This window comes from Bradyrhizobium sp. UFLA06-24 (genome assembly GCF_054967145.1).
In genome coordinates this window covers 58,724-74,383 of sequence record NZ_JADFUE010000014.1, presented here as the reverse complement: position 1 = coordinate 74,383, position 15,660 = coordinate 58,724, and the positions used below count along the sequence as shown (strand labels likewise).

Sequence of the window (15,660 nt, the reverse complement as noted above, 5' to 3'; positions counted from 1 at the left end):
CTCACTGCTCCGGCAAGCCTGCCTCGATCTCGGCCTGAACGATGCGATCCCAGGCTGCGATACACACCGGGCTGGCATTCTTCATCGGCGGCGAGACAGTGAGCTTCGTCGTGCCGGGCCGCAGCCTCAGCCCTTCCTGCATCGCTACCCTCGCCTGCTCGGTGTGACCGAGTCTCTGGTAGGCGGCAGCGAGCAGCATCTGCGAGCGGCCGGTCGCCGGCGTGATGGCGATCGAACGCTGCAACCACGGCAGCGCCTCCTGGTCACGCCCCATCATAACATTCGCCAGGCCCGCGCCGAGCAGCCAGGTCCAGCGCGACGCCGCCGGCGTGTCGTAACGATCGGCTTGCCGGAATGTCGCGAGCGCATCGTCGAAGCGGCCGAGAAAAATCTGCCCGAGGCCGATCAGGTAGAGCGCAGACCCGTCCCACGGGTCGAAGCTCAAGGCCCTGGCGCAGGTGACGAGACTTTCCACGAAATGGTTGGTGGCGCTGAGGAAGCGGCAATGGGCCTCGAGCACCGGAATCGAATTGGGCTTCAGCCGCAGGGCCTGCTCGAGCGTCGCATTGGCGTTCGCTTCGACCGTCACAGCCTCCTCCGGGCTGAACCAGACCATCTGGATGCCGCGCAGCTGCAGCGAAGACAGCGCGACGGCGAGATCGACGTTGTCAGGGTCGTCGGTGATCGCCTTTCGAAGCATGGATTGCGCCACGCCGAAACGCTCGCGCGTCGTCTGGTTGATCGAGGCGAGCGCCTGCTCGACCGCTACCTTGTCGCCGCCAGCCGACGATTTGCGGCTGGGAACTGCCGAGGCGCTCGGCTCCAGGACTTCATTCAAGCGCCGCGCGAGCACATGGCCGACGCCGGCGGCGAGCCGGGACTGCGCAAGCTGCGCGTCTGCGTCGTCCGCGGCGAGGGACGCTGCGACGGACTGAACCTCGCCGGTGCCGGCCTTGATGAGGCGCGCCCGCAAGATCCAGGATTGATCGTTGAGCTGCAGCTCGCCGCGCAGTTCGTAATCGGATGCGGCAGCGGTCGCTGCGGCGCTCTCGTCGCCTGCGACCGTCAATCGTGGCGCAACCACGCTGACGTTCTGGATCTTGGCAAAGCCATCCAGGAGCCGGCCGGTGACCTCCGTCGCCATCGCCGCGCCGCGCGGATCATTGCTGGCGTCGACGATCGCCGCCACGGCGATGCGCGGCAGCGGTCGCCCGAACAGAAGGTCGGGCTTCAACGCCGGCGCGGCCACCGCAAGACCCACGACGATCACACCGAGCCCCGCGACAGCGGCGAGGATCGCACGCCGGCTGAAGCCAAACAGGGCGCGGTGCGGTCTTCCAGATACTGCGGCACGCTCGGCCAGCGACGGGGGTTCGGCCCTGCCGAGTGGCCCCGTCGCGTCTTGCATCCGGCTCGCGGTCGGCACGTCCACAACCTCCGCCGCCAACAGATAGCCGCCGCCGGAGGCGAGCTTGATCAGCTGCCGCCGCTCGTCGCCGAGCGCGGCGCGAAGCTCCCGGATGCACTGAAACAAGCTGTCCTCGCCGACATGGACGTTGGGCCAGACCGCCTCCATCAGCTCCTGCTTGCTCAGCACGCGGCCGCCGCTGGCGGCGAAAAGCCGGAGCATCTCGAAGGACTTGGGACGGAGCTTGATCGGCGTGCCATCGGCCCCGCGCAGCTCCGCGCGCGTCAGGTCCAGCTCGAAGCCGGCGAAACGAAGCAAGCTAACCCCCAACACGTCTCTCAAGGCGGCTCATATAGCCGAAGTCTGCCGGAAATGCCCGAAAATCGGGTCTGAAACGCAAATATCAGAAACTTTCAGAAACTCGCCAACCCCTTATCAGGACACCAATCCCGCCCGGTGCGAAGAATCCCCTCGAGGACTCGGGACCTGCGTGTTGGGGGAAGTGGTGAGGACGGGGAAACATTATTTCAGGGCGAACCGCCGCCTGCGGGCCGCGCTGCTGACGTCGTCGGCGCTGGCCCTGGCCTGGACCCTGCCGGCCGGGCCGGCGCGCGCCGCGTCGAACGGCACCTGGCTCACCTCTCCCGGCAGCAACGACTATGGCACCGGCTCCAACTGGGACGGTGGCTTCGTGCCGGTAGGCACCGCCTCGTTCGGCACCTCTTCGACCACCAGCCTGGCGATCTCGAGCGCCAGCGTCGGCGGCTGGACGTTCAACGCCGGCGCCTCGAACTACACGTTTGACGTCAGCAACCAGCTGGAGTTCACGGGTGCCGGAATCACCGTCAACGGCGGTAGCGCCACCATCAACAACTATAACATCCTGAGGTTCGACCAGGGCAGCACGGCCGGCAATGCCATCATCAACAATCACAATTTCTTATGGTTCTTCGATTCAAGCACCGCTGGCAGCGCCACCATCAACAACAATTCCGTCGTCCAATTCTTGCAAAACAGCACGGCCGGCAATGCCGCCATCAACAACAATAGCGGCGTGATCCAATTCTTGCAAAACAGCACAGCCGGCAATGCCGCCATCAACAACAACAATTATGGCGTGGTCGACTTCTCCTACACCACAGGATTAAACGGTGACAACAAGATCAGCGCCGGCTCGATCGCGGGCGCCGGCTCTTACAACCTCGGCGCCAATGAACTGACGGTCGGCTCTGACAATTCCTCGACCGAGGTGAGCGGCGTCATTTCGGGCGCCGGCGGCTCGCTGGTCAAGACCGGCACCGGCACGCTGACCCTGTCGGGCGCCAACACCTATACCGGCGGCACCACGATCAATGGCGGCACGTTACAGCTCGGCAGTCCCGGCGGCGTCGGCTCCATTGTGGGGACCGTCAACGTCGACAGCTCGGGCGCAGTCAATGTCTTCAACGCCGACACCAGCGGCATCACCACCATCACCAACGACGGCCTTCTGAACTTCAGGAACAGCAGCACGGCGGGCAGCGCCACCATCACCAACAACTACTATCTGTACCTCTGGGACACCAGCACAGCCGGCAGCGCCATCGTCACCAACAACCGGTACTTGGGGTTCCACAATCTCAGTTCGGCTGGCAGCGCCACCATCACCAACGGCAGCACGCTGAGTTTCTACGAAGCCAGCACGGCTGGCGGCGCAACCATCACCAACAACAGCGCCGGAGCCACTTCTTTTTACGACGCCAGTACTGCTGGCAGCGCGACCATCGTCAACAACAGCGGCGGCTCCACGACGTTTTACGGCACCAGCACCGCCGGTAACGCGACGATCAACAACGATGGCTCAGTCAATTTCAACCAAACGAGCACAGCGGGAAGCGCTGGCATCACCAACAACGGCACCTTGAGCTTCGATCATGCGAGCACGGCCGCACGCGCAACCATCACCAACAACCTTTCGATGGCGTTCGCCGGCTTCAGCACGGCTGGCAGCGCGACAATCACCAATACCTATAATCTCATTTTCAGAGACAACAGCACCGCCGGCAGCGCGACGATTACCAACAATGCCGGCGGCACGACCTTTTTCCGGGACAATGCGACCGCCGGCAATGCGCAGCTGATCAACAACGCGGCCAATGCCGTCTTCGATTTCTCCGGCAGCTCCCGCCCGAACGGCGACCATAAGCTCAGCGCCGGCTCGATCGCCGGCAACGGCACCTTCTTACTCGGTGCCAACGAGCTCACGGTCGGCGGCAACAATCTGTCGACCGCCGTCAGCGGCGTGATCGCCGATGGCGGCTCCTTCGGCGGCACCGGCGGTTCGCTGGTCAAGACCGGTACCGGCACGCTGACGCTGTCGGGTGCCAACACCTACACCGGCGGCACCACCTTCGCCGGCGGAACGGTCAGCGTCTCCTCGGACGCCAATCTCGGCGATGCGGCGGGCAGCCTGACCTTCAAGGGCGGCACCTTGCAAGTTACTGGCACGACATTTACCGCCACCGCGCGCACCATCAACTGGGGCGCAGCAGGCGGCACGTTCGACATTGCAGACGCCCCCAACAATTTCACCGTCGTCCAGACTCTCAGCGGCGGCGTGCTGACCAAATCCGGCGCCGGCACGCTGACCCTGACCGGCGCAGCAGGTTTTTCCGGCGCGACGGTGTCCGCCGGCACGCTGGCCTTCCTCAATAGCTCGGCCGGTAGCGCAGATATCACCAACAACGCGCAGTTGGCGTTCTACGGCCACTCTACGGCCGGCAGCGCGATCATCAATAACAGCGGCAACGTGCTGTTCGACGGCAATTCCACGGCCGGCAACGCGCAGCTCATCAACACCACCTCCAGCGCCGTCATCGACTTCAACACCCCCGGCCCGGGTAGCGACGGCAAGATCAGCGCCGGCTCGATCTCCGGCGGCGGCCACTTCAACCTCAACGGCGAAGAACTGACGGTCGGCGGCAACAATCTGTCGACCACCGTCACCGGCGTGCTCACCGGCAACGGAAGCGTGACCGGGACCTCGCTGGTCAAGGTCGGCACCGGCACGCTGACGCTGGCAGGCATCAACACCTACACCGGCGCGACGATCGTGAACGACGGCACGCTGGCGGTGAACGGCTCGATCGCGTCCTCCAGCAGCCTCACCGTGAACAGCGGCGGCACGCTCGGTGGCACCGGCACCGTCGGCAACACGACGATCGCGAGCGGCGGCACGCTGGCGCCGGGCAATTCCGTGGGCACCCTCAGCGTCAGCGGCAACCTCGCCTTCAGTGCCGGCAGCTTCTACCGGGTCGAGGTCTCCACCACCGCCGCCGACCGCACCAATGTCACGGGCGCCGCGACGCTCACCGGCGCCACCGTGCAGGCGGTGGCGATCCCCGGCAGCTTCCGCAGCCAGACCTACACCATCCTCAATGCGACCGGCGGCCTCGGCGGAACGCAGTTCGCCGGGCTGAGCGTGAGCGGCAGCTTCAGCCCCGCGCGCAATCCGCATCTCACCTACGACCTCAACAACGTCTACCTCGTGCTCGATCCCGGCACGATCGTGCTGCCGGCAGGCACCGGTGCCAACCAGAGCAACGTCGCCGGCGCCATTAACGGAGCCGTCGCAGGCGGCGGCACGCCGCCGGCCGGCTTCGATGCGCTGCTCAACATGGGCCAGCCTCAGCTCAACCACGGGCTCAGCCAGGTCTCGGGACAGCCAGGCGCCGCCGGCACGCAGGCTTCGTTCAACGCCATGCAGCAATTCGTCGGCATGCTTGATCCCTTCGGTGGCGGCTCGGACGGCGAGCGCGGCGGCACGGCCGGCGACGGCGGGACGCTGGGCTATGCGTCCACCGCACCAAACGACGCAAAAGTGCGCGGGGCTTACGCCGCGGTAACGCCGCGCGATGCCAGCGGCGAGGCCGTCGACCGCCGCTGGGGCATGTGGGCCTCCGGCTATGGCGGCGCCAGCACGCTGAGCGGCAACGCCGCGGCAGGTTCGACCACCACAAGCAGCCGCATCTACGGCACCGTCGTGGGCGCCGACTATCGCGTCTCCCCGAACACGCTGATCGGGTTTGCGCTCGGCGGCGCCGGCTACAATTTTGCGCTGTCGGATGGCCTCGGCGGCGGCCGCGCCGATCTGTTCCAGGCCGGCTTCTACGGGCGCCACAATTTCGGGCCCGCCTATCTCTCGGCAGCGTTCGCCTATGGCTGGCAGGACGTCACCACCGATCGCACCGTGACCGTCGCGGGCACCGACCGGCTTACCGCGAACTTCAAGGCGAGCACCTATGCAGGCCGCCTCGAAAGCGGTTGGCGCTTCGTGCCGATCCTGGCCTCCAGCTTCGGCGTCACGCCTTACGCAGCGCTGCAGGCCACCATGGTGCATCTGCCAAGTTACGGCGAGACCGTACTGGTCGGCAGCAACCAGTTCGCGCTGTCCTACACCGCGCAGGACACCACCAATGTCCGCACCGAGCTCGGCGCCCGCACCGATCAACGCTTCCTGGTGAACGATGGCCTGCTCACTCTGCGCGGCCGCCTCGCCTGGGCGCACGACAGCAACACCAATCGTTTCGTCAACGCCGCCTTCCAGACCCTGCCCGGCGCCGCCTTCGCCGTCAGCGGCGCACAACCCGCGGCCGATTCCGCGCTGGTCGGTGGCCGCGCCGAAATGAAATGGCGTAACGGCGTCTCGCTCGCCGGCACGGTCGACGGCGAGTTCTCACGCAGCACGCAGACTTACACGGGCAAGGGCACGGTGCGCTATGAGTGGTAGGCGACAGATCTGGTTCGCCGCGATTGTCTTGATGGCGGGTCTGCTGGGCACCCCGGCACGCGCCCAAAACGGCGGCACCGGCGGCGAAGGTGACTATCAGTCGACCGGACAATCCGGCGGCGCAGGTGGCGTAACGGGTGTCAACAGCGGGGTTGGCGGCGATGGTGGCGCACCGAGCCGGGCGTGCCAATGCACCGGCGGCGGTGGCGGTGGCGGCGCTGTGGGGGCGGCCGGCGGGGCCGGTGGCCCCGGTGGCGAAAGCGGCCCACTTCCCAGCGGCGGCAGTGGTGCAAGCGTGGGACAGGATGGAACCGATGGAACGGCGAGTGTCTCTTCGGCCAGTGGAGGTGGTGGCGGTGGCGGCGCCGCTGCTGGGCCGAGTGGCGGGAGCCTGAATAATTCCACCACGGCTATTGGTGGAAACGGCGGCAAGGGCGGCAACGGCGGCTTCAATGGCGACGTCGCAGGCGGCGGTGGCGGTGGCGGTGCAGGTAGCAACGCCTATACCATCACCGGCGCCGGGATCGCTTCAAACAGCGGCAGCATCACCGGCGGCAATGGCGGCGCCGGCGGCGCCGGCGATGTGGGCGGCAGTGGTGGCGACGGCGGCAATGGCATCGCCGTGGCCGCGACGGGCGTCACGATCAACAATTCGGGCACCATCTCCGGTGGCGCCGGCGGCGCTGGAGGCGCGCAAATCTCCGACACCAGTGCGAACTACGGCGATCCGGCTTACGGCGGCACACGAGGACGGGCCGGAGCGACAGGCTATGGCGGCGCCGGCATCATCGGCGCCGGACTCACTGTCAACAACAGCGGTACGATCGCCGGCGGCACCGGATACGGCGCCGGGGGCAATGCCATCAACTTCACCGGCGGGGCCAACACGCTGACATCGGTCGACGGCACACTGACCGGCAATCTCGGCCTTGCCAACGGTGTCGGCGCCAGCCTGACCCTCGCGCAGACAAGTGCCGCCGGCGCCTCCGGCGACGTGACCATCTCCGGCATCACTGGTCTCACCGGAGCCGCCACCGACGCCTCGGTTGCCATCAGGCTTGACGGCGGCCGCTCGCTCAGCATCACCGGCGCCAGCACCTATAGCGGCGGTACCTCGGTGAGCGACGGATCGACGCTCATCATTGGCAACAGCAATGCGTTTGGCAGCGGCACGCTGACCCTGGGCGAGACGCTGGCGGGCGTCACCAAGCTGGTGTTGAACGGCGATGGCCTCACGCTCGCCAACACCATCGTCATCAACAGCGATCCCATCATCACCGTTGCAGCCGGCAACACCAACACGATGTCCGGGCCGATCAGCGGTGCCGGCGATATCGTACTCAATGGCGGCGGCACGCTGGCGCTGTCCGGCGCCAACACCTACACGGGCGGCACCACGATCTGCGGGACCGCCTGCGATGCGGCCGGCGGCAGCAGCGTATTGAGGGTCGGGATCGACACGGTCGGCACGCCGGGCGCAATCACCTCGTCGGCGATCGGCACGGGGCCGCTGACTTTCGACGGCGGCACGCTGCAGGCCGGCGGCAACTACACCATCGCCAATGCCGCGCAGGTCAAATCCACCGGCGCGACGATCGATTCCAACGGATACACCTTCACCTATTCCGGCACCATCGCCGACGCTGCAGGTCCAACGGGCAGCCTGCTGCTGAAAAACACCAACGGCACCGTGATCCTGTCCGGCACCAACACCTATTCCGGCGGCACCACGGTGGCCGGCGGCACGGTACGTGCAATGAACAACAGCGCGCTCGGCACCGGCACGGTCACGCTGCAAGACGCCCGGTTGCAGGCCGGCGGCACAAGCAATCTGACCCTCACGAACGACTTCAAGATCGATCAGTCGACCAACGGCAGCATCTTAGACGCCAATGGCAAGACGCTGACGATCGCCGGCAATATCACCGACGGCAGCGGCTCCGGCAAGCTGGCGACGTCAGACAGTTCGTACGGCCTCGGCAAGGTCGTGTTGCTCGGTACCAACACCTACACCGGCGGCACGACAATCGGCTCCGTTCTGATGCTTGGCGATGCCAACCACACCGCGTCCATCATAGGCAACGTCGTCAACAACAGCCAGTTCTATATCCGGAATGCCGACACCTCGGCGATAACGAATCTGACCAACAACAACACCACGACGTTCTCGGGAACGACGACTGCGGCTGCGATGACGATTACCAACAATCATGCCAACGTCTACTTTCTCGACGCGAGCAGCGCCGGCAACTCTACGATCAACAACGATTCCTACACCGCCTACTACATCCCAGCCAACCTGCAGTTCGGCACGATGGGAGGTGCCGATACCAGCACCGCCGGTCATGCGACGATCAACAACAACGGGATCAGTTACTTTTACGCGGCGACCAATGCCGGGACCGCAACCATCATCAACCAAAGCCAGATAAACTTTCTGGATCAATCGTCGGCGGGCGGAGCGACGATTACGAACCGCAATGGTGGCACGACCTATTTCGGCGGGTCTGGCGCCAACGAGAACGTGACGGCCGGCAACGCCGTCATCACCAATAACGATCGCTCTGCTACCTATTTTTGGGGGACTGCGACCGCTGGCAGCGCCGTGATCACCACCAATTCCGGCGGCGTGACTGGATTAAGCGACAATTCAACCGGCGGCAACGCGCAATTCATCACCAACGGCACCGGCTACGTCGACTTCTCCTTCAGTCGCGGCACCAACGGCGACGGCCGCATTACGGCCGGCTCGATCGCCGGCTCAGGTTTCTACTCCATCGGCGGCGGCAACACGCTCGTGGTCGGCAGCAACAACCTCTCGACGACGGTCAGCGGCGTGATCTCCGATTTCAATACCGCCCCATGGTGCAGTTGCGGCACGACCGGTCCGGGCAATCTGGAGAAGGTCGGCACCGGCACGCTGGCCCTCTCGGGCACCAACACCTACACCGGCACCACCGTTGTCAACGGCGGCATGCTGCAAGTCGACGGCTCGATCGCATCCTCGAGCCTGACTACTGTGAATACGGGCGGCGCCCTTTCTGGCACCGGCACCGTCGGCAATACCGTGATCGCCAGCGGCGGAATCCTGCTGGCCGGCAACGGCTCGCCGGGCTCGCCCTTGACCGTCGCAGGCAACCTCGCCTTCCAGTCGGGCGCGCTGTATCTGGTGTCGGTCAATGCGAGCGCGGCCTCATCGGTCAACGTCACCGGCGCCGCCACACTCGGTGGCGGGATCGGCGTCAGCATCGCGCCCGGCAGCGCCGTCGCGAAGCAATACGCGCTGGTCTCCGCGGCCGGCGGCCGCAGCGGCACGTTCACCAGTTTCGCGATCACAGGCGTGCCGTCCGGCCTCGCTGCGAGCCTCGGCTATGATGCCAACCACGCCTACCTGAATTTCGCGCTCGATTACGGCACCCGAACCAACCTCAATACCAACCAGAAGACGGTCGCGGCCACGCTGCAGAACTTCTTCGACTCCAATGGCGGCATCAATGCCGGCTTTGTCGGGCGTTCCGGAAACGGCCTGACCCAGCTTTCGGGCGAGAGCGCGACCGGATCGCAACAGACGACGTTCGGCGCCATGAGCCAGTTCATGGGATTGCTGACCGATTCGTTCGCAGCCGGACGTGATGGCGCTACGGGCGGCGGCGCCAGCGCGATCCCGTTTGCCGAGGAAAGCGCTTCGCTCGCCGACATCGCGCGCAGCGGCGATGCACGCGACGCCCTGGCAAGCCTGCCGCGCAAGGCTCCGGAGCAGCTTGCCTTCGATCAGCGCTGGAACGTCTGGGCAGCGGCCTTTGGCGGCTCGCAGAGCACCGGTGGCAATGCAGTGCTGGGCTCGAACAACACGACGAGCAGCCTCTACGGCACCGCTGTCGGCGCCGACTACCGCATCTCGCCCCGCACGATCGCCGGCTTCGCGCTCGCCGGCGGCGGCACCAGCTTCAATGTGAGCGGGCTCGGCGGAGGACGCTCGGATCTGTTCCAGGCCGGCGCCTTCCTGCGCCATACCGTCGGCCCCGCCTACCTCACCGCGGCACTCGCCTACGGTTGGCAGGACGTCACCACCGATCGTACCGTGACGACCGCCGGCACCGATCGCCTGCGCGCCGAGTTCAACGCCAATGCGTGGAGCGGACGCATCGAAGGCGGCTATCGCGTCATTGCACCCTGGACCGGCGGCCTCGGGATTACGCCCTATGCTGCGGGCCAGTTCACGAGGTTCGACCTCCCCGCCTATGCGGAAACGGTCGTCTCCGGAAACAAGACGTTCGCCCTCGCCTACACGGCCAAGAGCGTGACCGACACCCGCAGTGAGCTCGGCTTGCGCACTGACAGATCCTTCGCCATGGCGGACGGTGTCCTCACGCTGCGCGGCCGCGCCGCCTGGGCGCACGATTTCAATCCGGATCGCACCGTCGCCGCGACGTTCCAGACATTGCCCGGCGCCAGCTTCGTCGTCAGCGGTGCACGACAGGCTGCCGATTCCACCCTCACCACCGCCTCGGCCGAGATGAAGTGGCTGAACGGCTGGTCGGCGGCGGCCAGCTTCGAGGGCGAGGTCTCCAACGTGACCCGCTCATACGCCGGCAAAGGCGTGGTGCGCTACGCGTGGTAGGAAGCGCCTGCTCCCGCGACACAGGTCGCGGCCCTACTGTGCATGGGGTTGTTTTGCGGATTTGAAATGCCGGGTCGGTCTCGCAACCGACCGAGGCTCCTCACCGCCCCGTCTTCACCCTGGTCCAGAGCCGGTTGATGATGCGCTGGGTCGCCGGCTCGCGCGCCGTGATGACGAACAGTCTTGAAAGCGTCGCCTCGTCCGGATAGATATTCTTGTCGTTCAGGATCTTCGGATCGACCAGCTTCTGGCTGGCGAGGTTGCCATTGGCATAGGACAGGAAGTCCGAGTTCTTGGCGGCGACCTCAGGGCGGTAGAGATAGTTGATCAGCTCGTAGGCTTCGCTGACGTTCTTGGCATCGGCGGGGATTGCGAGATTGTCGAAGAACATCTGCGCGCCCTCCTTCGGGATGGCGTAGCCGATCTCGATGCCGCTCTTCGCCTCGGCCGCACGGGCGCGCGCCTGCATGATGTCGCCGGACCAGCCGACCACGAAGCAGATCTCGCCGGTGGCGAGCGCGCTCAAATATTCGGACGAGTGGAACTTGCGCACGAAGGGACGGACCTTGGCGACAACGTCGGCGGCCTTCTCGAGGTCGGCCTGCTTGGTCGAGTTCGGATCGAGCCCGAGATAGTTCAGCGCCGCCGGGAAGATGTCGTCCGCGGAGTCCAGCATGTGCACGCCGCAGTCCTTGAACTTGGCGAGGTTCTCCGGCTTGAAGACGATGTCCCAGCTGTCGATCTTCGCGTCGGGTCCGAGGATCTGCTTCAGCTTGGCGACGTTGTAGCCGATGCCCGTCGTGCCCCACATGTAGTTCGCGGCATAAAGGTTGCCGGGATCGTAGGTGGCGAGATTCTTCGTTACCATCGGCCACGCATTGGCGAGGTTCGGCAGCTTCGACTTGTCGAGCTTCTGGAAGATATTGGCCTTGATCTGGCGCTGCAGGAAATAGGCCGTGGGCACCACGACGTCGTAGCCGGACTTGCCGGCCATCAGCCGCGTCTCCAGCGTCTCGTTGGCATCGAACGTGTCGTAGACCACCTTGATGCCGGTTTCCTTGGTGAAGGCCTCCAGGACGTCGGGCGCCATGTAGTTCGACCAGTTGTAGAAGTTGACGACCCGCTCCTCGGCCGAGGCGGGAGCGATGAACAACGTCAGCGCGGCGGCGACGAGATAGAGGCGGAACCCCGAGCGGCCGACGATCCTCATCCCTGTCTACCTCTTGCGTCCGCGTACCGCGTCCGACAACCGCTCCAGCGCAGTGTCGAGGGTCTCGTCCTTCTTGGCAAAGCAGAAGCGCACCACCGAGGTCACCGGGTCCTGCTCGTAGAACGCCGACACCGGGATCGCCGCGACCTTGTAGTCTTTCACGATCCGCCAGCAGAATTCGGTGTCGCTCTCGTTGAGCCCAAGTGGCGATAGGTCCACGGTGAGGAAGTAGGTGCCCTGCGACTTCAGCACCGGGAAGCCGAGGCTCTCGAGGCCCCTGGTCAGGCGATCCCTGCTCCGCGTCAGATCCTTGCGCATCGACAGGAAGTAGTCGTCGGACTTGCCGAGGCCGTAAGCGACGGCGGCCTGCAGGTTCGGTGCGGTGGTGAAGGTCAGGAACTGGTGCACCTTGGCGGCGACACGGAGCAATGGCGGCGCGGCGCAGACGAAGCCGATCTTCCAACCGGTCAGGGAGAAGATCTTGCCGGCCGAGCCGACCTTGATGGTGCGCTCGCGCATGCCGGGGATGGTGATCAGCGGGATGTGCTTGTGCTCGTCGAAGGTGACGTGCTCCCAGACCTCGTCGCAGATCGCGATGACGTCGAACTCCTGGCAGTAGCGCGCCAGTAGCTCGAGGTCCTCGCGTGGATAGACCACCGCGCTGGGATTCAAGGGGTTGTTGAACAGCACCGCCTTGGTCTTTGAATTGAAGACGCTTTTCAGCATGTCGTCATTCAGTCGCCAGTGCGGCGGCTCGAGCCGGACGAGGCGCGGTATGCCGCCGGCCTGGCGGATGATTGGCAGGTAGGAATCATAGACCGGCTGGAAGCAGACCACCTCGTCGCCGGGCTGGACCACCGCGAGGATCGCCGAGGTCAGCGCCTCGGTGCCGCCCGAGGTCACCATCACCTCGCTCATCGGATCGAGCTTGAGGCCGTGCCAGTGGCCGTAATGGGTCGCAATCGCCTGGCGCAATTCCGGCAGGCCCATCATCGAGGGGTACTGGTTGTAGCCGTTCAGCGAGGCCTCGGCCGCGGCGCGGCGGATGTCCTCGGGACCGGGATCGTCGGGAAAGCCCTGGCCGAGATTGATGGCGGCATTGTCGCGCGCGGCCTGCGACATCGCCTCGAAGATGGTGACGGGAAGGTCGGCGAAGACCTTGTTCAGGGACGAGCTTTTGGACATCGGGCCGATCAGCCGCCGATCTTGCTGGGAAGCCCCGCCGCCTTCCAACCGAGCATGCCGCCGGCCAGATGCTTGTCGTAAGGCAGGCCCGCGGCCTGGGCTGCGAGCGAGGCGGTCACCGAGCGCTTGCCGGAACGGCAGGCGAAAACGACTTCCTTGCCTTGGGGATCGGGGATCGCCTTGGGATCGAAGGTCGAGAGCGGCACGACGACGCCGTAAGGGTAAGCCTCGGCCTCGACCTCGTTCGGCTCACGGACGTCGACCAGCAGATAGCGCCCTTCCGCGACACCCTTGGAGACCTCGTCCGGGGTCAGATCCTGTACTTGATTTGCCACATCATCCTCCAACGTCGCGGGGCGCCTCCGGGCGATCCCGGCGGCCGGCAACCTCGCCTCTCAGCACGCGAAAATCAAGCGCGACAAAGGCTTGAGCTGCCGAGCGCAAGTTAAAGCTAAATCGCAGCGACTTGAAGTGCGGCTTTGGCTCGCCAGCCTAGATCGTGACTTGCGTGCCGACTTCGACCACGCGGCCGGAGGGGATCTGGAAATAGTCGGTGGCATCGTTGGCGGAGCGGCTGAGCGAGATGAACAGCCGGTCCTGCCAGCGCGGCATGCCGGAATGGGCGGCGGGCTTCAGCGCCCTGCGCGAGAGGAAGAACGAGGTCGACATGATGTCGAACTGCCAGCCGAGCTTGCGAGCGATGGCGAGCGCCTTCGGCACGTTGGGGGATTCCATGAAGCCGAACTTCAGCGTCACCTTGGAGAAGGTCGGGCTGACTTGTTCCAGCTTGACGCGCTCCGCCGGATCGATCCGCGGCGTCTGCGCGGTCTCGATGGTGAGAATAACATTCTTCTCGTGAAGCACTTTGTAGTGCTTCAGACTGTGCATCAGCGCGGTCGGCGCGCTGAGCGGATCCGAGGTCAGGAACACGGCCGTGCCGGGCACGCGCTGCGGCGGCCGCTTCTCCAGCATCGCCACGAGGTCGGCGAGCGGGAATTCGAGCTTGCGCGACTTCTCGAACAGGAGCCGGCTGCCGCGCCGCCACGTGTACATCATGATGATCATGAGCGAGCCGAGGGCAAGCGGCACCCAGCCGCCCTCGAACACCTTGAGCAGATTTGCGGCCAGGAAGGTCAAATCGAGGAACAGGAATGGCACGATCAGGGCTGCGGCGGCAACCGGCGACCACCGCCAGACCTTCCAGATCACGACAAAGCCCATCATCGCCGTGACCACCATGGTGCCGGTAACGGATATGCCGTAAGCGGAGGCCAGCGCGCTGGAGGAGCGGAACAACAGCACCAGCAACACCACCGCGACCAGCAACAGCTGATTGATGCGCGGGATGAAGATCTGGCCGGAATGGGCTTCCGACGTATGGCGAATTTCAAAGCGCGGCAGCAGCCCGAGCTGGATCGCCTGTCGCGTCAGCGAATAGGCGCCGGTGATGACGGCTTGGCTGGCGATTACAGTCGCCGCGGTCGCGAGCACGACCATGCCTCCGCGGATCCAGCCTTGCGGAAACAGCTGGAAGAACGGGCTCTCGATCGCGCGGGGATCGGCGAGCACGAGCGCTCCCTGCCCGAGATAGTTCAGCGCCAGCGACGGCAGCACGATGAACAGCCAGGCGGTCTGGATCGGCCGCTTGCCGAAATGGCCAAGGTCGGCATAGAGCGCCTCGGCCCCGGTGACCGCCAGGAACACCGCGCCCAAGGTCACGAAGCCGATAATGCCGTGGTGGAGCATGAACGACACGGCGTAGAGCGGGTTCAGCGCGAGCAGCACCTGCGGCTGCTGGATAATCGGATGGATCGCCGCCACTGCGAGGACGGCGAACCAGACGCACATGATCGGACCGAAGAAGGCCGCGACGCGGGCGGTGCCCCGCGACTGCACCGCGAACAGGCCGACCAGGATCACCACCGTCAGCGGCACGATGTAGGGCTCGAACGTCAGGGTGACGTCTTTCATGCCCTCGATGGCGGACAGCACGGAAAGCGCGGGGGTAATGACGGCGTCACCGTAGAACAGGGCTCCGGAAATGATGCCAAGAAGGACGATCGTCGCCCCTCTCGTACCGACGGCCCGCTGGGCCAGCGCCATCAGGGCGAGCGTGCCGCCTTCCCCGTTGTTGTCGGCGCGCAGCAGAATGACGACGTATTTCAGCGTCACCACGATGATGAGGGCCCACAGGATCAGGGAGAGCACGCCAAGAACGGCCGTCGGAGTCGCCACGCCCTCAACCCCCGAGGCCGCCATCACCGCCTCGCGGAACGCGTAGAGCGGACTGGTGCCGATGTCCCCATAGACCACGCCGATGCTGCCGAGCGTCAGCGCACCGAAACCGGCCGTGGTGTGGGCGTCGCCATGCCCATTGGCCGCCGCCGTTTCCGGGGCGGGAACTGCTACGTCGCTAGTCATGGGAGAGCCCAATGGCCTCTAAAAAAATGCTTCACTGCACAACGGCG

7 protein-coding genes are annotated in these 15,660 nt (G+C 65.4%); 2 read left to right on the top strand and 5 right to left on the bottom strand.

Features of this window, described 5'->3' with window-relative positions; translation table 11 throughout:
- Position 1 precedes the first annotated feature (1 nt).
- Positions 2–1,726 (bottom strand): winged helix-turn-helix domain-containing protein, encoded by a 1,725-nt coding sequence (locus IF809_RS14260; protein ID WP_462837888.1) that lies wholly within the window; start codon positions 1,724–1,726, stop codon positions 2–4.
- Between the two features lie 187 nt (positions 1,727–1,913).
- Here IF809_RS14260 and IF809_RS14255 point away from each other — a divergent pair, with 187 nt between their 5' ends.
- Both IF809_RS14255 and IF809_RS14250 read left to right on the top strand, forming a co-directional pair.
- Complete coding sequence (locus IF809_RS14255; RefSeq protein WP_462837887.1) at positions 1,914–6,176, top strand: autotransporter outer membrane beta-barrel domain-containing protein; 4,263 nt, start codon at positions 1,914–1,916, stop codon at positions 6,174–6,176.
- A gap of 31 nt (positions 6,177–6,207) precedes the next feature.
- Positions 6,208–10,797: an autotransporter domain-containing protein gene (locus IF809_RS14250; RefSeq protein ID WP_462837886.1), complete on the top strand. Its 4,590-nt coding sequence runs from the start codon at positions 6,208–6,210 to the stop codon at positions 10,795–10,797.
- A 100-nt stretch (positions 10,798–10,897) separates the two neighbouring features.
- Here IF809_RS14250 and IF809_RS14245 read toward each other — a convergent pair whose 3' ends face one another.
- The 4 genes from IF809_RS14245 to IF809_RS14230 form a co-directional block, all read right to left on the bottom strand.
- Positions 10,898–12,007 carry a polyamine ABC transporter substrate-binding protein gene (locus tag IF809_RS14245; RefSeq protein WP_462837885.1) on the bottom strand — a complete coding sequence of 370 codons (1,110 nt, stop codon included), beginning with the start codon at positions 12,005–12,007 and terminating at the stop codon, positions 10,898–10,900.
- A 6-nt stretch (positions 12,008–12,013) separates the two neighbouring features.
- Positions 12,014–13,192: an aminotransferase gene (locus tag IF809_RS14240; protein ID WP_462837884.1), complete on the bottom strand. Its 1,179-nt coding sequence runs from the start codon at positions 13,190–13,192 to the stop codon at positions 12,014–12,016.
- Between the two features lie 8 nt (positions 13,193–13,200).
- Entirely contained in the window at positions 13,201–13,527 is a 327-nt protein-coding gene (locus IF809_RS14235; RefSeq protein ID WP_462837883.1) for a rhodanese-like domain-containing protein, read from the bottom strand.
- A 157-nt stretch (positions 13,528–13,684) separates the two neighbouring features.
- Positions 13,685–15,613 (bottom strand): potassium transporter Kup, encoded by a 1,929-nt coding sequence (locus tag IF809_RS14230; protein ID WP_462837882.1) that lies wholly within the window; start codon positions 15,611–15,613, stop codon positions 13,685–13,687.
- Between the last annotated feature and the right edge of the window lie 47 nt (positions 15,614–15,660).